Genomic DNA, 16,842 nt, shown 5'->3' with positions numbered 1-16,842 from the left:
GCACTCGAATCGCAGGAGTGCTAATCCGAGAGGTAGAATCGGCAGGTGCCTACCTATTCGTATCAGTGCAAGGAGTGCGGCGAGGCCTTCGACGCCGTCCAGTCCTTCTCCGACGATCCGCTGACCGTGTGCCCGAACTGCGGCGGCCCGCTGCGGAAGCTGTTCAACTCCGTCGGCGTCGTGTTCAAGGGCAGCGGCTTCTACCGCACCGATTCCCGCAGCTCCAAGGCCGATACGACGGCCAAGCCGGAGAAGAAGTCGGACGCGCCGAAGGCCGATAAGGCCACGACGTCGGGCTCATGACGCACGCCTTCGACGAGGCGACGGCGCTCCAGCCGATCGACGGCGGCTTCCGCGCGCAGACGCACCCGGCCTACAACAACATGGTCGGCCCGTTCGGCGGGATCACCGCCGCGACGGTGATCGCCGCGCTGCAGGCGCACCCCGAGGCGCAGGGGCACCCGCTGAGCCTCACGCTCAACTTCGCCGCCCCGATCAAGGACGGCGCGCTCGACGTCGCGATCACGGTGCTGCGCACCAACCGCACCAACCAGCACTTCACGTACGTCATCAACCAGGACGACGGTGCCGTCGCCTCCGGTACCGCGGTGTTCGGCACCCGCCGCGACACCTGGAGCGCCACCGAGCTCGCCTTCCCGCCCGTGCAGGGCCCGGAGGACTACGCCGAGCTGTCCATGCCGGAGTTCGTGGAGTGGGCGAAGAACTACGAGACCCGCTTCGTCGAGGGCAGCCTGGAGATGGACGGCCCGCAGGACGGCTCGACGACCACCATGTGGCTGCGCGACAAGCCCGCCCGGTCGCTGGACTACCCGGCGCTGGCGTCGATCTCCGATTCCTTCTTCCCGCGCGTGTTCCTCCGCCGCGGCACGTACGTCCCGGCGGGCACGATCTCGCTCACGACCTACTTCCACGCGAGCCCCGCGGAACTCGAGCAGCAGGGCGATGCCCACCTGCTCGCGACGGCCCGCGCGGCCCGGTTCGGCCACGGTCACTTCGACCAGTACGGCCAGCTCTGGGGCCGGAACGGCACGCTCCTGGCGACGACGCACCAGATCGTCTATTACAAGGATCCGAAGGCCTGATCTCAGGCTTTCTCCACAGGTTCGGGGTTATCCACAGGCGCCCGTCCGCGGCCCGTTTCCCGACGGTCCGCCGTCGTAGCGTCCTGGCATGGACTCCTTGCAACCGACCGGGACGGAACGGATCCGGGCCGCGCTGCGGCCGGGGTGGGCGCGCACGCTGACGGCCCGGCGGGCCGCCGCCGCGGCGCTCGCCGTACTGGCGCTGGTCGTGGCGCTCACCAGCCGCCCGAACGGGCCGCAGGCGCAGGTCCTGGTGGCCGCGCGCGACCTCGGACCGGGTGGGCGGCTCGCGGGCGACGATCTGGCGGTACGCACGGTGCCGGCGGAGCTCGCACCGCAGGACGCGCTGACGGGGCCCGGCGACGCCGTCGGGCGGTCGGTGACCGGCCCGGTGGGCGCGGGCGAGATCCTCACGAGCCGAAGGGTTCTCACCGACCGCACCGCGGGGCACATCCGTCCCGGCGCGCGACTGGTCCCCGTCTCGCTGCAGGACTCGGCCACGATGGACCTGCTCCGCGCCGGCGACATAGTGGACGTGGTGGCGCAACGCAAGGACGACTCCCCCGCGGTGCTCGCCCGCTCGGCGACGGTGGCGGNGGCCGCGGCGCCGCAGGCCACCCGGCAACAGGCGCGCACGGCGATGCTCGCGATGTCGGAGTCCGAGGCGCACGCGGTGGCCGCCGCGGCGCTCAGCTCCCCGCTGTCGGTGGTGTTCCGGTGAGCTCAGCCGACGCGGTGGGTCAGCTCGCGGATCAGCCACATCTGCCGTTCCCGCGCGACCGCCGCGGTGGCGGGGCCGTAGTAGTACCGCAGGTACTCCTCGCCGGCGCGCCGCTGCGCGCGGGTGGGCAGCGTCGCGAGCTCGGCGGGCGGGGCGAGCGCCGCCGCCGCGGGCGTGCGGATGGCGCCCTGCAGCCACCGTCGTTGCTCCAGGAGCATCCACCACCACGCTCCCCCGAGGAGGGTGAGTGTGACGGCGCATTTGAGCAGGATCAGGGCGAAGGCGATCATCGGGTTCTCGCCGCTGGGGGCGTTCCACCAGAAGTGCAGGAGGTAGGACAGCGCCACTGCCAGCGCGGCGAGCGCGGGGCGGCTGCGCAGCAGCGCGAGGCCGAGCGCGAAGAAGCCGGTGTACACCCAGTGCGATTGGAAGCCGAACAGCGCGCGCAGCAGCGTCACGGTCAGTGCCCCGGCGACGTCGGACTGCGCGTCCCGCAGCGCGAAGGTGATCGCATAGGAGAGGTTCTCGACCACCTGGAAGCCGAGGCCCGCGAAGGCGCCGACGGCGAAGATCTGCAGGGGCCGGCGCAGGCGGTCGCGGAACATCACCAGCAGCAGCGCGACCCCGGCGCCCTTGATCGTCTCCTCGTTGAGCGGGCCGACGAGGGCGGCGCCCCAGTGGGTGGCGCCGGGATCGTCGAGGACGTCGCTCACGGCGTCGGAGGCGAAGCCGTTGATCTGCAGCGACAGCCCGCACGCGCCGATCGCGCCCCACGCGAAGGCGAGGGCCCACGCGCTGCGCACCTGGGCGTGGGACCGGTCGAGGGCCCAGATGATCACCGCGATCGCGGCGGCCGCCAGCACGATGATCGGCAGCGCCGCCGCGATGCCGGCACCGGACTCGGCGAACCGCGGCACCATGTCGCGCACGAGCACGTAGCCGCCGCACACCAGGCCGGCCGCGAACACCCAGAAGGAGATCGTGGTCATCCGCTCGCGCATCAGACCTCCCGCATCGATCGGACGAGCGCGGCCAGGTCGGGCACGGCACCGTCGGGCGGGCGCAGCGTGAGGACCGTGACCAGCAGTGCGTCCCGCGCGACGACCGCGCACTCCCCCGCCCGGCCGCCGCCGGTCGCGGTGCAGCTGCGGCCGGTGAACGGCGCGCCGCGGAGGTCGCCGGTGAAGCGCACGTCGACGCCGCCGGCCTCGAACTCGCGCAGCCGGCGCGGGGCGGCGGTGTCGAAGTCGGTCATGCCGGTGGTGAGGCGCACCGAGAGCGAGCTGCCGGTGGAGTGGACGAAGCGCACCACGTCGGCTCGGCCGGAGGGCACCTTGTCCCAGCCCGCCGGTGCGCGGAAATCGACTCCGGCGTACTCGTTCCCGACGCGGTAGGCGTGGTCGGCGACGGGCGTCTGCGGCGTCGGCACGGCGCGTTCGATCCCGAACCACCCCGCGGCCAGGCCGCCGACGACCAAGATCACACCAGCCGAAACGCCCGCGTCCACTGCGCGGATTCGATTCATGCGGCTAGCATAAGTCCGAAATTGCAACACGCGTCACTGGCGTTACGACCTCACGAAGGACACTCGATCATGCTCAAGGGATTCAAGGACTTCCTCCTCAAGGGCAACGTGCTGGACCTCGCGGTCGCCGTTGTCGTCGGCGCCGCGTTCACCGCGATCGTCACCGCGTTCACCGAGCACATCGTGCAGCCGCTCATCGCCTCCATCGGCGGCGGCAAGGACGTGCAGGGCCTCGCCTGGCAGATCGTGGACGGCAACGACAAGACCATCGTGGACTTCGGCGCCGTGATCACCGCGGGCATCAACTTCATCCTCGTGGCGGCCGTCGTCTACTTCATCCTGATCCTGCCGTACGAGACGCTGAAGAAGCGCGCCAGCGGCCCGGCCACCGAGGACGAGGTGGACGTGCTCGTCGAGATCCGCGACCTGCTGGCGTCGCAGGCCTCGCAGGCGCAGGGCGGCGCACACGCCGTCTCCACGCTCCCGCCCACGGGCCAGTTCCCCTCGCAGAAGCCGCAGGTCTGATCCCAGGAACCACGAAGCCGGCCTCCCCGTTCGGGGAGGCCGGCTTTCGTATCCGGGTCCGACGGTGCCGCTACAGCGAGCCCCGGCGCGACCGGCCGGTGTCCTCCATCGCCAGCACCGCCATGAGCTCCCGGTAGGTCGATTCGGTCAGATCCGGCGACGAGGGCTTCTCCACGGCATCGGAACGCTCCCTCGGTTTCGTGGGCGCGGGCGTCCCCGGTTCGACCACGACGAACGTGCCGTCGCGGCTCCTCCGCGCGTTCGCAGCTGTCCCATCCGGCAAGAACACCTTGACGTACCCCTCCTCCGGAGGCGCGCCTCGGAGACGTTTGTGCAGTCCCTTGACTCCAGCACGGACGCCCTTGCGTTTATGGCCGTCAGACCCCGCTCTGTCCACGTCGTATCGCCTCCTGAGTCAGTACATTGATGATAACGCTCTCACCAGGGATAGAAGCGGTGCCTTTGAGGTAGCTGAACCACTCGGCGGCGCTCCGTGCGTCGAAATCGTCCTTCTCAACCCTGTTCTCCATCACCCACTGGAATGTCTCCCACCAGCGGTCATTGCTCGCGGACTGGGCCTGACTGTGCAGCGCAGCTCGAAATGCGACGAGCGCCGCGATGACTGCGCCGACCGCTCCGAATCCGGGCGAGGTGACCAACGTCCAGAGCCCGTGCAATACCTCGGACGTGCCGTGGGGCCAGTGCCTCCGACTGAACCCGACGACTGGATTGGCGAGGATCCAGACAAGGACGATCAGTCCTGCCAGGACGAACAGCCGACGAGCCCACACCCGCCGGCGCAGGTTTCTCCGCGCGAGCTCGAGTTGCAGACGGGCCGGCAGATATTCCTTGTGAACGATCCGACTGAATCGATCGCCGAAGACGACCCAACGCACCAGCGACTGCGCAGTGCGCCCTCGATCGATGCGGCTCATCCCGCCGGAATCCGAGAGCACCCACCGAACGGCCTGACAGCGCTCCATGATCGACAGCGACTTCGCCGGTTCTGCTTGCTCGAGCTGCTCCGGTGACTCCACGTACCCGCCTCTCATCACGCCGCAGCCACGGCATCACCGCATCGCGTCCGTGAGCGAGGCCCTCATAGATTGGACGCATCAGACCATCGATCGGTTCCCAGCCACCCCCTCGCCATGACGGCTGACGGCAGAACAAGGCCGGCCCCTCGATGTGAGGGGCCGGCTCCGTAGTCCGTCCGAAATGTGCCAGCGCGTGTCAGCCGAGGGTGAAGCGATCACCCCAGAGCACGACGCGTCCCTTGGAGTTCCCGACCTGGGCCCGGACGATGACGTACAGGCGGGCCTGGGCATATCCGCCACAGCCGTCGACGCCGATGGTCTGGTCGCTGAAGCTGAAGCTGCCGCTCGAACCGGTGAAGTCGAAGCTGGTCGACGGGTCCGCCCGGCCTGCATCGATCTCGTCGCCGGGCTTCGGCCAGGTAGCACGATCGTAGGTCAGCGACTGCGTGCCGATCGAGCCCGCAGCGAGCCGAATCGACCCGCCGGTCGAACCGCTGACGGACGGCTTCACACCTGTGCCGTTGTCGGCGTCGTTGTAGGTCGCTCCGGACTCAGCGCCCGCTCCGAGATCGATGTTCGCACTGCCCACATCGACCTGACAGCCGACGGCATAGCCGGCCTCGATCGAGCCGCCGTCGGCGTCCGCACCGCTCACCTTGACCGTCACGGTGCCCGATACCCAGGCGTTGCGGGTGGTGGGCAGCGCAACCATCCCCGGCGACAGGCGTGCACGCTGGCCGGTGACGCTGACGGTGATCGCTCCGGAGCCCGCCTTGACCGACTGCGAGGCGTTCCGCAGCGGAATCACCGTGTCGGCCCCCGCGGTGGCGGGGGCGAGGAGCCCGGCGGTCACGACGCCTGCGGTGGCGATCGCCGCCGCGGCCAGGGAGATTCTCGGGGTCATGTACCCAGTCCTTTCAATACGCCCGCTGAGCTTCGCCGGCGAGTGAGAGGGAAGCTATCAGCAGGAAAACGCCCAAAACGCCCGTGGAAACGCTGAGTTAACACTGACGGGAAGCTGTAACAGAATAGGCACTTTCCGAGAGGTTTCGAAGGATTTCGAGCCGCAAAGCGAAGGACCGTCCGCCCCGAGGGGCGGACGGTCCTTCCGAGCGGAGTCGCGGCGCTACTCGTCGTCGCCGGCCGCTGCGCCGCCGCTGGGCTCGGCGCTCCCGGTCGATCCCGCGTCACCGGACGACTGCGGGTCGCCCTTCCCCGTGGGCTCGGTCGGCTCCTGCGTCGCCGGAGCAGTCGGTTCCTCGGGCTTCGCCCGGTCGGGGCGATCAAAGATGTCACGCACGGCCCCGATGAGGTCGCGGCCCGTCGATCCGTTGCCCGTCACCGCGCCAGCGCTTCCGGATGTGGTCGGCGCTGGAGCGCCGGCCTGCGGCGAAGCCTCCGCCTCGGGCGTCCCGGCACCACCGAACGCCTTGACGAGCGGCTTCGCGGGCTTGGCGCCGGTCTCGGTGACGGCGGCCCCGGCCACGGAGCGATCGGCCGCCGAGCGATCTGCCGCGGCACCGGTCGGGGTCGGCACGCCGGAAACCACGGCGCCGATCGCCTTCAGGTCGTATTCGAGGATCTGCCCCGGCAGCGCGACGACGTTCCCTGCCAGCTCGGTGAGGTAGCCCTGGATCGCCTTCGCCGCGCCGGCGAAGTCGCCCTTGAGCGCCTGCTTGTTCACGACATCGCTGACCGCCTGGAAGATGTTCGCGCTGAGCGGGACGCCGTCCTTCTCCTTGGTCTGCCCCTCCTTGAGCGGCTTTCCATCCGCGCCCACGAACTGGCCGGCCTCGTTCGTCTTGTACCCGACGGTGACGAAGGCGGCGAGCCGCGCCTGATCGAGGTTCTTCAGCGGGATCCCCGCCACGGTCAACAGGCTTCCGACGCTCGGCAGCGCGAACGGCGCGGCGTCGGCCGGCGAGGTCGCGGCGCGCGCGGCCGTGGCGGTCGGCTTCGGAAAGAAGGCCCCCACGTTGAGGTTGATCAGCGCGGCCGGGAGCGCGATCGCCTGCGCGGCGAGCTGAGCAAGGTAGTTCTGGATCTGCGCCGCGGCGGTGGCGAAGTCGCCCTTCAGCGCCACTTTGTTCACCGAGTCGCTGATCGCCTGGAAGATGTTCACGTGGACCGCCACGCGATTGTCCGCGACGTACTTCGCATAGGCCGCGTCCGACTCTCCCTCCTCCTTCGCTCGGAGCGGCTTGTCGTTCTTGTCCACCAACTGGCCCGCAGCATTCGTCTTGTAGCCCGTGAAGACGAAGGCGGACTGTCGGATCAGCTCGAAGTTGCTGAAGGGCAGGGCGAGCACCTTGAGCGGGTCCGGCGCGAACGATTCCAGCGCAGGGAGTTCCGGCAACGCCGCGGCCTGCTCGTCGGCGACAACGACCACGGGCGCGGGCGCGGAGGTGGCGGCAACGGCGTTCGCGCCGACCGGGGTCGCGATGATCGCGGCCGCGGTCACCGCAGCGGCCAGCGAGGTGGTGCGCTTCATTCTTCTTAGTTCCCCTCAGTTCAATCTCAGGCGATTCCTACCTGTTCGCGAGAAAAGTAGCACCGCGCATTGCGACGCGAATACGAAGTACGGAAAGTCGATAGAGCAACCCATTACCGTAGCAATGGAAATGGAGCTGATCTCTGGAGTGATACGCGCAGTAACGGCATTCAGAATTGCATCAGCAATCCGTCGGCGGTTCCGAACGGGAACAGAGAGGCGCAGGAGCACTCCCCTTTGCGAGCGCCTCCGCTGTGCATCAGGGCACGTCAACCGGGGCAAGGCGTGCCATCACGGCACCGCTTCAGCCTGCGCGCGAACTCCAGGATGCAGAAAAGCGCATCGCGCGCCCCGGCGAGCCCGGGACGCGCGATGCGCTGGTGTGAAGCGGAACGACTATTCGGCCGTCGATCCCGCCGACGATTCCGACGCGCTCGTCCCCTTCGAGGCCGAGGAATCCGACGCGCCGGCATCGCTGGTGGACTTCGACTCCGCAGCCGGCTTCGCATCGGCAGTCGGCTTCGACTCCGCAGCCGGCTTCGCGTCCGTCGTCGGCTTCGACTCCGCAGCGGGCGTCGACTCGACAGTGGGCTTCGACTCCGCGACGGCCGGCTTGGCCTCCGTCGGCGTCGACTCGACCGGCTTGGTCGCCGTCGGCTCCGCAGCCGGCTTGGTCGCCGTCGGCTCGGTAGCCGGCGTGGTCACCGTCGGCCCGGCGACCGGCTTCGAGGTCTCGGCAGCGGCGGGCTTGCTCGTCTCGACCGCAGACGGCTCCGCAGCCTCGGCCGCCGGCTTCTGCGCGACGGCGGTCTTGTCGGCGACGGCGGTCACCGGGGACTCGTCGGCGGTCGCGACCGAGGCCTTCGACACCGCATCCGACGACGTGACGGTCGGCGCCGGCACGCTCGGCGTCAGCGACGCGATCAGCTTGTCGATCTTGTCCGAGGCCGCCTTGATCTGCGCGCCCGGGAACTCGACGATGGTGGTCACCGACTTGGTGACCGCATCGGCGACGAGATTCACCGCGTCGCCGAACTTACCCTGGAAGATCGCCTGGGGCACCGAGGTCAGCAGGCCGTAGAAGCTCTTGTAGATCGACAGCGCGGCCTGGCCCCCCGCGTAGGCGGTCGCCACCGGGATACCCAGGACGTCCAGCCCGGCGGTGATCGGGTTCGGCGCAGCAGCGGCGGTCTCCGTCGATGCCGCCGAGGAGGCCTTGGGCGTCTCGGGGACCTTCGGTCCGGCTCCCGTGGCGATCCAGGTCAGCGAGTCCGAGATCGCCTTCTGGAACAGGGTCGGGACGGATCCGAACTCGCCCTTGAAGATCGCCTGCGGCACCGAGGTGAGCATCTTGTACCAGATGGTGTAGACGCCCTGGCTGGTCTGCAGGACGCGGTAGACCGCCTGCACCGGGAGGCCGGCGACGTTGAGGATGTCGGTCACCGCCTTCGGGACCGTGGGCAGCTCGACGGCGGCCGTCTGGGCGACCGCGGTCGACGCGGCGGCCGAGGCCCCCTGGACGGCCTCGTCCGTCACCACGACGAAGGTGCCGAGAGCGGTGGGAACGGCGGCGGCGTTGGCCGCCGCGGGAGCCGCTGCGATGTTCTTGAGCACCGCCGCGGGGGTCGCGATAGCGCTCGCGACGGTGGCCTGCGGGGAGGCGGCGGGACCGGAGGTCGCGGCGACTGCGCCGGAGACCGGCGCGATCGCGACGGCGGCGGCCGCGACGATCGCGGTAACTGAGGTGAGGGATGTGGCCTTCGTGGTCATGCTGTCACTTCCTTGAGGACGGATGCAGCGCCAGGGGTTCACGCGTACGACCGGGCGGCGCCGTGCCCGATTTGTACGTTCGTACCAATCTGTTGAGACACAGAAGGCGGTGCCCGAATGGACACCGCCTTCTAGCGTGTGATGAGGATCAGCCCAGAGTGAAGGGCTTGCTCCAGAGAACCGTCAGGCCCTCGGTGTTGCCGACCTTGGTCTTAACCTTGGCGAAGAAGCGCGCCTGGGCGTAGCCGGCGCAACCGTCGACGCCGATGGTCTGCTCGGTGTAGCTCAGCGATCCGGAGGACCCCTTGAACTTGAACGAGGTGCTCGGATCGGCCCAGTCGGGGGAGACCTCGTCACCGGCCGACGGCCAGGTGGCACGGTCGTAGGTCAGCATCTGCGTACCGACGCTGCCCGCGGCCAGCTTGATCGAGGCGCCGGTCTTGGCGGTCACCTTCGGCTCAATCTTCGGACCGTTCAGGGAGACCGAGGCGCCCGAATCACCGGTGACGCCTGCAGTGACGCCGGCCGAGCCCACGTCGACCTGGCAGCCCACAGCGTAACCGGCGGAGATCGATCCGCCGTCGGCCTTGCCGCCCGCGATCTTCACCGACACGAGGCCGGAAACCCACGCGTTGCGCGTCGTCGGAAGCGACACCATGCCGGGCGAGAGCTTCGCACTCTGGTTCTTGATGGAGACCGTGACGGTGGCACCGCCGACCTTGTTGGACGTCGAATCACTCGGCAGCGGGATGAAGGTGTCGGCGTTGGCCGCACCGGTGGACAGAGCGCCGAGCGCCACGCCGGCCACGGCGGCAACGGCGGCACCACGGATCGCGATGTTCTTCATTGAAATGACATTCCTTCGGGAATCGCCGCCCCGCAGGGCGGGCAAGAGAGTCAGTCGGTCGGAGGATCAGCCCAGCGAGAACGGCGCGCCGTACAGGAAGCCCTGGATACGGTTGCTGCCCTTGATCTCGACCCAGGTCACCAGACGAGCCTGCGCGTAGCCCGAGCAGAACTTGATGTCGATGTTGTGGTCCTTGATCTGGACGTTGTAGGTGCCGGCCTTGCTGAACTTGATCGAGTCGATCGAGCCCAGCTGATCCTTGCGGGAGTAGCCGGAAACGCTGTCCGTCGCGCCCGGGGTCAGCGGAATCGCGATGTCCGCGCCCACGCCACCGAGGCTGAAGCTGGGGCCGGAGGAGTCCAGACCCGCTCCGGGGCCGGTGACCGACACGCCGCCACCGATCTGGCCGGGGAACTGGCAGCCGGCGACGACGCCAACACCCAGCTTGCCAGCGATATCCTTCGCGTCAGCCGGCGCCTTGACCTCGACCGAGCCGTTGGAGGTCACCCACGTCGATCGCGACTGCGCGGTGGCCAGCGAGGGCTGGATCGCCGACGAGTTGCCCGTCGACTTCAGGACGACGCTCCAGCCCTCGGGGGCCGGGACGGTCTTCTGACCACTGGGCAGCGGGCCGGCGTTCGCCGATCCAGTGGCGACCGAGGCGGCCGCGGCCACCGCGATCGCAACGACGCCGACGCGCCCTGCAACCTTGCTCATCTTGCTCATTCGTTCCCCTCACCAGGAATCATGGTGTGACGCTCCGGTAGGAGCGCCGGCCCGGCGGCTCACCCAGCCTCGGACCGAATCCTGCGCATCGTCTCAGCGCCGGATCACTATCGGTTCCCCGGAGGTCTTCGCTGACCTACGGTTCCCGCGGAGCATATCCTCAGCTTTCAGAGTCGCGCAACGCTTTCGATCTTCGTAAATGATGAATTCGTGAACCTTACCATCATGATCGCAAATCTCGCACTCATGCGTCGACCAGCACTTATTAGGTTGCACTCACAGAAAATGCCCACCTACCAGCATGAAACTTAGGGTGGGCTTCGTCCTTAGAGTTCACTCAGATACTCCAGAGCCGTAACCTGACCGTTTCACTGGAGCCCTGTGCCCTTGGTCACACTACCAGCAGGTTTGCAGTTTCAACGACTCTACCCGCCGTGGTGCGGCGGCCGGTTCTCGCGGTACCAACGCTCGGTCGAGTCACCGTCGGACCCGGAAACGGGCGACGCCGCACCCGGGCGGGGTGCGGCGTCGTCGGGCCGATCATCCTTGGTCTGGGAGGGCAGGACATCCCCGAAGATCCGCGCGATGTCGCGCGCGGAGTACTTCCGGGGCCCGGTGCCCTCGGGCCGGGATTCGCCGGAGCTCATCACCGGGCCTGGTCGTCGCCGCCCGCGATGTGGCGGATCACGTGGGTGGCGAGCGGGGTGAGCGTCGCCATGCCGTCGCGGATCGCCGCGCGCGAGCTGGCGAGGTTCACCACCACGGTGCTGCCGGAGACGCCGGCGAGGCCGCGCGAGAGGCCCGCATCGGTCGCGCCCGCGGCGAGGCCCGACGAGCGCAGCGCCTCGCAGATACCCGGCAGCTTCTTGTCCAGGATGTCCTCGGTGGCCTCGGGCGTCACGTCGCGGGCGCCCACGCCCACGCCGCCGATGGTCACGGCCAGGTCGACGCCGCCGATCACCGCGGTGTTCAGCGCGTTGCGGACGTCCACCTCCTCGGCCGGGACCACGACCACCGCGTCCACCTCGAAACCGGCCTCCTCGAGCAGCTCCGTGACCAGCGAGCCCACCGACTTCCCCGCGCCGGTCGCGCGGGAGGCGCCGGGCTGCAGGTGATCGTCCACGACCACCACGAGGGCACGGCCGATCACGCCGGCCCCGTCGAGGGCCGTGTCGTCGAGAGCGGGCACGTCGAGGGCCTCATCCTCCAGCCATTCGGCATCGGCTGCTCGGCTCTGGCTCATCTCCGCGGTCATCTTCGACTCCTCAGTCACTTGTCCAACTTATCGAGCGTCACCTGCTTGGTCACCGGACTCGTACTACTCGGGCTATCGAGGTAGGTAACGGTCACGGTAGCCCCCGGCGGGTAGGCACGCACGGCGCCGATCAATCCGTAGCCGTCGGTGATGTTCAGATCGCCGATCTTGGTCACGAGCGCGCCCTTCGGAATCCCGGCCCGACCGAAGCCCCCGGTGGGCGACACCTCCCCGACCAGCGCCCCCGGCCGGCTGACCGACGAACCGGGCACCACCTGCACGCCCACCGCCGCGTGCGTCGCGGTCCCCGACTCCATCAACTCCTTGCTGATCCGCTGCACCTGGTTCGAGGGGATCGCGAAGCCCAGGCCGATGCTGCCGCCCTGCTGCCCGGTCAGCCTCGACCCGCCGAGCGTCGCGATCGACGAGTTGATGCCCACGAGCCGCCCCGTCATGTCCACCAGCGCACCGCCCGAGTTGCCCGGGTTGATGGCCGCATCGGTCTGCACCGAATTGATCACGGTCGCCTGGTCGGAATCCTTACCGCTGGTCGCCACCGGGCGATTGAGCGCGGAGACGATGCCGCTGGTCACCGTGCCGGCGAGCCCGAGCGGCGCACCCACGGCCACGACCTCCTGGCCGACGGTCAGCTTGCCGCTGTCGGCGAAGGCCAGCGGCTTGAGTCCGCGCTTGTCCGTCTGGATCACCGCGAGGTCGGTGATCGGGTCGGCGCCCACCACGGCGCCGGAGCTGACGCTGCCATCGGAGAAGGAGACCGTCAGCTTGCCGTTGCCGGCGATGACGTGATTGTTCGTCACGATCTTGCCGTCCGCGCTGATCACGACGCCCGAACCCGACGATTCGGAGTTCCCCGCCTGGTTGTCGATCGACACCACGGCGGGCAGCACGCTCTGCGCCACCTCCTGCACCGAACCCTTGACCACCGGCGGCGCGTCTCCCCCGGACACCGTCACCGTCGTCGGCGACGAATCGTTCCCGCCCCACACCAGGTAGGCCCCGGTGACCGAGAGCAGCGACGCGATCAACGCGATCGCCACGCCCATCGCCACCAGCGCGCCCGTCTTCGGCCCGCGCGCCGGCGGGGGCGTCGTGGTCACCCCGGGCGGGCCGCCCGGCCCCGGGTAGCCCGACGGTCCGCCCGGCGCCGCGTAGGCGCCCGAGTACTGCTGCGTGGGCCGGTACTGCCCCGGCTGCAGCTGTTGGCCGGCCTGGCTCGGCTGCTGGCCGTACTGTCCCTGGTCATAGGGATTCTGCGGACCCTCGGTCATGGAGCCCCCTCCTTCGTGTTCTTCCCCGCCAACACTGCATACGCCTGCTGTGAAGTGCCTGTGAGCAGATTGTCACTTCCCTCGTAGCAGGCGGCATCACTTGCCTCGAAGCAGGCACCATCACTTGCCTCGAAGCAGGCGCCATCACTTGCCTCGAAGCAGGCGGAGGCGGGGTTCCCGCTGCACCACCTGCGGCGCCCGGCCGCCCGCCACGGGGCTACCGGGGATCTCGAGGCGCACCAGCGCACCGCCACCGTCGGCCGTGCCGACCGCGACGGCGCCGCCGTGCCGCTCCACCACCTGCTTGACGATCGCCAGGCCCAGGCCCGAGCCGGGCATCGAGCGGCTCGCCATCGAGCGGTAGAAGCGCTCGAAGACCAGCTCCCGGTCCTCCTCCGGGATGCCCGGCCCGCTGTCGGCGACGCTGAGCGCCGCCCGGTCGACGCCGATCTCGGCGAGATCGACCCGCACGACGGAACCGTCGGGCGAGAACTTCGCGGCGTTGTCCAGGATGTTCACCACCGCGCGCCCCAGGCCGCCGTTGTCACCGTAGACGTACCAGGGCGCGCTCGTGACGTCGAAGCGGACCGTCGGGCGGCGGCGCTCGACGCGCTCGACCGCCTTCTGCAGGATCTCCTCGAGGTCCACCTCCTCGTTCACCGCCTCGGGCGCGTCCTCGCGGGCGAGGTCGACGAGGTCGCCGACCAGCGTGGTCAGCTCCTCCACCTGGGCGAGGACGTCGTCGGAGAGCTCCTTCATGTCGTCCTCGGGGATCGGCGGAGCGCCCGGCTGGTTCGCGGCGACGAGCAGCTCGACGTTGGTGCGCAGGCTCGTGAGCGGGGTCCGCAGCTCGTGGCCGGCGTCGGCGACGAGGCGGGCCTGCCGATCGCGCGAATCGGCGAGCGCCCGCAACATCGTGTTGAAGCTGGTGGTCAGGCGCGCCAGCTCGTCGCGCCCGACCACGGGGATCGGGGTCAGGTCGTCCGTGCGGGCCACCCGCTCCGCGGCCTCGGTGAGCCGCTGCACCGGTCTGAGCCCGCCGCGCGCGACGGCGGTACCCGCGATCGCCGCGAGCACGATGCCGCACGCGCCGACCACGATGAGCACGGTGCCCAGCTCGCTGAGCAGGTTCTTCGTCGGGGTGAGGTCCTCGGCCACGATGATCGTGACGCCGTTGTCGAGGCGCCGCGCCATGACGCGGGTGTCGCCCTCGGAGCGCAGCGACTGGGCCAGCTTGCCCGAGATCACGTCGCGCTCGGGCTGCCCGATGGGGACCTGACCCGACGGACCCGAGTGGTACGGCGTCCCGTCGGGGTAGACGACCATCGTGCGGTTGACGGACATGTCCGGCCGGAACATCAGCATCATCATCACGGTGGTGAACTGCGTGACCGGCGAGCTCATCGCCGGCGCCACCGAGTCCACCTGCTGGTGCAGCCGGTTGTCGACGTCCGCGTACATGGCCCGCTTGACCACGAAGAACGCCGACGCCGCCATGAGCGCCACCGTGATGCCCACGACGGCGGCGGCCAGCAGCGTGACGCGCCAGCGGAAGCTGACGTTGCGGGTGATCGGGTTCGGATCGCGCATCGGGCGCCGCACGCCCGGATCGGACGCGGCGCGCCGGTCCCGGACCTGCCTGTCCCTGGCCTCCGGTCGTGCGTGCCTGGGCACCGTCATCGCATCACGGCGGGGTCTCGCGCAGGACGTACCCGACGCCCCGCACGGTGTGGATCAGTCGGCTCTCGCCCTCGGCCTCGGTCTTGCGGCGCAGGTAGCCGACGTACACCTCCAGCGCGTTCCCCGAGGTCGGGAAGTCGTAGCCCCACACCTCCTCGAGGATGCGGCTGCGGGTGAGCACGCGGCGCGGGTTGCTCATGAGCATCTCGAGCAGGCTGAACTCGGTGCGGGTGAGGCTGATGTTCCGCTCGCCGCGCAGCACCTCGCGGGTGGCCGGGTCGAGGCTGAGGTCCTCGAAGCGGAGCACCTCGTTGTCGGCGCCCGGCTCGGGCGCGGCGCGGCGCAGCAGCGCGCGCATCCGGGCCAGCAGCTCCTCCAGCGCGAAGGGCTTCGGCAGGTAGTCGTCGGCGCCGGCGTCGAGGCCGCTCACCCGGTCGCTCACCGCGTCGCGGGCGGTGAGCACGAGGATCGGCAGGTCGTCGCCGGCGCTGCGCAGGCGGCGACACACCTCCAGACCGTCGATCCGGGGCATGTTGAGGTCCAGGACCAGCGCGTCCGGACGGTTGCTCGCGATGTGATCGAGCGCGTCCTGCCCGTCGACGGCGGTATCCACCTGGTACCCGTTGAAGGTCAGCGAGCGACGCAGGGACTCCCGCACCGCACGATCGTCGTCGACCACCAGAATTCGCATAGTCCACAGTCTTACCGAAGTCGGGTGTGAATCGCTTAAGAGCCCCTGTTCGGTGCGCTGTTCTCACTGTGCCATTGATGTCGCTACAGTTGCTGCGTGATCACGACGAACTCCTTGACTAAGCGAACGTTCACTGCCGGCGCGCGGGTGTACGCGGACAACGTCGAGCTGCTCGCCCGGGTCGGTCTCCGCCGGCCCGTCGCCTACGTGACCGCGGGCAGCGTCACCCTCATCGCCGCGGCCGCCATCGCGCTCGCGTTCGAGGGCCTGTCGACGATCCCGCTCCTGTGCCTGTCGCTCTCGCTGCCGGGCTTCGCCTGGGGCGTGCGCTACCTGCTGCGCCGCCCGGTGAGCTACGTCGAATCGCTGGGCTACGTCCTGTACTGCGACGTCGTGATCACCACCGGCCTGTTCGTGGTCACCACGACGGGCGTCGCCTTCCTCAAGCTCGCCTGGCTCGTGGCGACCGCCAGCTACGTGTGCGTCTATCACGGGCGGTTCGCGATGTCGGTCCAGGGCGTCGTGATGGCGCTGGCCCTCTCGATCGCCGTGACCGGCGGCGCGCTCCGCGGCGACGTGAGCACCGGGGTGCTGATCACGGGCGCCGCCACGCTGGTGCTCGCGCTGCTCATCACGGGCTGGGTGGTGTACGCGGGCAAGAAACAGTTCGCCCTGCACGCCGCCTCGGCCGCGCAGCTCGCGCGCCTGGACGAACTCACCGGCCTCCTCAATCGCCGCGGGCTCACCCAGGACTGCCGGCGCTGGTCCGGCGCGATGACGGTCGCGGTGGTCGACCTGGACGGCTTCAAGCAGCTCAACGACACGCTCGGGCACGCCGCGGGCGACGACCTGCTGCGGCGGGTGGCCCGCCGCCTCCAGGCCGCGGCCGGCCCCGACGCGCTCGTCGCCCGGCTCGGCGGCGACGAGTTCGCGGTGGTCGCCGACCGCCTGCCCGCCGACCTGGGCGACCGGATCCTCGACCCGTCCGACGAGACCTCGGTGCGCGCGAGCGTCGGCATGGCCCGGGGCATCTCCGACGGTGCCTCGGCGCTCGGGTCGCTGCTCGAGGACGCCGACCGGGCGATGTACGAGGCGAAGCGGGCCCGCGGTCGGCGCGTCGCCTGAGGCGATCGGCGTCGCCCTGGGAGTCGAGGTCGCCCGCGGCGGCCGAGGTCGCCTGAG

General features: G+C 69.6%; 18 protein-coding genes and 1 pseudogene. 5 read left to right on the top strand and 14 right to left on the bottom strand.

What is annotated here, in order from left to right:
* Nucleotides 1-45: 45 nt before the first annotated feature.
* The 3 genes and pseudogenes from ACNAYW_RS22065 to ACNAYW_RS22055 form a co-directional block, all read left to right on the top strand.
* Nucleotides 46-303 (top strand): FmdB family zinc ribbon protein, encoded by a 258-nt coding sequence (locus ACNAYW_RS22065; RefSeq protein ID WP_415851773.1) that lies wholly within the window; start codon nucleotides 46-48, stop codon nucleotides 301-303.
* Entirely contained in the window at nucleotides 300-1,103 is an 804-nt protein-coding gene (locus ACNAYW_RS22060) for an acyl-CoA thioesterase (protein ID WP_415851772.1), read from the top strand. Before ACNAYW_RS22065 ends, ACNAYW_RS22060 begins: the two co-directional genes overlap by 4 nt.
* 88 nt (nucleotides 1,104-1,191) lie before the next feature.
* Nucleotides 1,192-1,699, top strand: a pseudogene (locus ACNAYW_RS22055) (SAF domain-containing protein); the annotation flags it as partial.
* 127 nt (nucleotides 1,700-1,826) lie between these two features.
* Here ACNAYW_RS22055 and ACNAYW_RS22050 read toward each other — a convergent pair.
* Together ACNAYW_RS22050 and ACNAYW_RS22045 are read right to left on the bottom strand one after the other, a co-directional pair.
* The gene (locus ACNAYW_RS22050; protein ID WP_415851771.1) at nucleotides 1,827-2,813 is read right to left on the bottom strand and encodes a PrsW family intramembrane metalloprotease; all 987 of its coding nucleotides are present in this window, start codon (nucleotides 2,811-2,813) and stop codon (nucleotides 1,827-1,829) included.
* 11 nt (nucleotides 2,814-2,824) lie between these two features.
* Nucleotides 2,825-3,349: a hypothetical protein gene (locus ACNAYW_RS22045; protein WP_415851770.1), complete on the bottom strand. Its 525-nt coding sequence runs from the start codon at nucleotides 3,347-3,349 to the stop codon at nucleotides 2,825-2,827.
* Between the two features lie 69 nt (nucleotides 3,350-3,418).
* On the opposite strand from ACNAYW_RS22045, the gene mscL reads away from it, so the two are divergent.
* Complete coding sequence (mscL, locus tag ACNAYW_RS22040; RefSeq protein ID WP_415851769.1) at nucleotides 3,419-3,874, top strand: large-conductance mechanosensitive channel protein MscL; 456 nt, start codon at nucleotides 3,419-3,421, stop codon at nucleotides 3,872-3,874.
* Nucleotides 3,875-3,944: 70 nt separating this feature from the next.
* On the opposite strand, the gene ACNAYW_RS22035 is transcribed toward mscL, so the two are convergent.
* The 12 genes from ACNAYW_RS22035 to ACNAYW_RS21980 all read right to left on the bottom strand — a co-directional run bounded on the left by ACNAYW_RS22035 (nucleotide 3,945) and on the right by ACNAYW_RS21980 (nucleotide 15,660).
* On the bottom strand, nucleotides 3,945-4,163 hold the full coding sequence (locus tag ACNAYW_RS22035; RefSeq protein WP_415851768.1) for a hypothetical protein: 219 nt from the start codon (nucleotides 4,161-4,163) through the stop codon (nucleotides 3,945-3,947).
* An 88-nt stretch (nucleotides 4,164-4,251) separates the two neighbouring features.
* A complete protein-coding gene (locus tag ACNAYW_RS22030) occupies nucleotides 4,252-4,911 on the bottom strand; it encodes a hypothetical protein (protein WP_415851767.1) in 660 nt (219 codons plus the stop codon).
* Nucleotides 4,912-5,107: 196 nt separating this feature from the next.
* A complete protein-coding gene (locus ACNAYW_RS22025) occupies nucleotides 5,108-5,764 on the bottom strand; it encodes an MspA family porin (RefSeq protein ID WP_415851766.1) in 657 nt (218 codons plus the stop codon).
* Between the two features lie 273 nt (nucleotides 5,765-6,037).
* The gene (locus ACNAYW_RS22020) at nucleotides 6,038-7,402 is read right to left on the bottom strand and encodes a hypothetical protein (RefSeq protein WP_415851765.1); all 1,365 of its coding nucleotides are present in this window, start codon (nucleotides 7,400-7,402) and stop codon (nucleotides 6,038-6,040) included.
* Between the two features lie 396 nt (nucleotides 7,403-7,798).
* Nucleotides 7,799-9,172 carry a hypothetical protein gene (locus ACNAYW_RS22015; RefSeq protein ID WP_415851764.1) on the bottom strand — a complete coding sequence of 458 codons (1,374 nt, stop codon included), beginning with the start codon at nucleotides 9,170-9,172 and terminating at the stop codon, nucleotides 7,799-7,801.
* A gap of 148 nt (nucleotides 9,173-9,320) precedes the next feature.
* Nucleotides 9,321-10,064 (bottom strand): MspA family porin, encoded by a 744-nt coding sequence (locus ACNAYW_RS22010; protein WP_415851763.1) that lies wholly within the window; start codon nucleotides 10,062-10,064, stop codon nucleotides 9,321-9,323.
* A 21-nt stretch (nucleotides 10,065-10,085) separates the two neighbouring features.
* Nucleotides 10,086-10,745 carry an MspA family porin gene (locus tag ACNAYW_RS22005; protein WP_415851762.1) on the bottom strand — a complete coding sequence of 220 codons (660 nt, stop codon included), beginning with the start codon at nucleotides 10,743-10,745 and terminating at the stop codon, nucleotides 10,086-10,088.
* 425 nt (nucleotides 10,746-11,170) lie between these two features.
* Nucleotides 11,171-11,392, bottom strand: coding sequence for a hypothetical protein (locus ACNAYW_RS22000; protein ID WP_415851761.1), 222 nt, complete (start codon nucleotides 11,390-11,392; stop codon nucleotides 11,171-11,173).
* Nucleotides 11,392-12,000, bottom strand: coding sequence for a MogA/MoaB family molybdenum cofactor biosynthesis protein (locus tag ACNAYW_RS21995; protein ID WP_415851789.1), 609 nt, complete (start codon nucleotides 11,998-12,000; stop codon nucleotides 11,392-11,394). Before ACNAYW_RS21995 ends, ACNAYW_RS22000 begins: the two co-directional genes overlap by 1 nt.
* Nucleotides 12,001-12,014: 14 nt before the next feature.
* A complete protein-coding gene (locus ACNAYW_RS21990; protein ID WP_415851760.1) occupies nucleotides 12,015-13,289 on the bottom strand; it encodes a S1C family serine protease in 1,275 nt (424 codons plus the stop codon).
* Between the two features lie 144 nt (nucleotides 13,290-13,433).
* Nucleotides 13,434-14,879: a HAMP domain-containing sensor histidine kinase gene (locus ACNAYW_RS21985; RefSeq protein WP_415851788.1), complete on the bottom strand. Its 1,446-nt coding sequence runs from the start codon at nucleotides 14,877-14,879 to the stop codon at nucleotides 13,434-13,436.
* Between the two features lie 94 nt (nucleotides 14,880-14,973).
* On the bottom strand, nucleotides 14,974-15,660 hold the full coding sequence (locus ACNAYW_RS21980; RefSeq protein WP_415851759.1) for a response regulator transcription factor: 687 nt from the start codon (nucleotides 15,658-15,660) through the stop codon (nucleotides 14,974-14,976).
* 96 nt (nucleotides 15,661-15,756) lie between these two features.
* On the opposite strand from ACNAYW_RS21980, the gene ACNAYW_RS21975 reads away from it, so the two are divergent.
* Entirely contained in the window at nucleotides 15,757-16,785 is a 1,029-nt protein-coding gene (locus ACNAYW_RS21975) for a GGDEF domain-containing protein (protein ID WP_415851758.1), read from the top strand.
* The last annotated feature ends 57 nt before the right edge of the window (nucleotides 16,786-16,842 follow it).

Origin of the sequence: Tsukamurella ocularis (genome assembly GCF_965138335.1) — a bacterium.
Taxonomy (GTDB): domain Bacteria; phylum Actinomycetota; class Actinomycetes; order Mycobacteriales; family Mycobacteriaceae; genus Tsukamurella; species Tsukamurella ocularis_A.
Note: the sequence above shows the minus strand (reverse complement) of the source record. Positions and strands in the feature narration are given on the sequence as shown.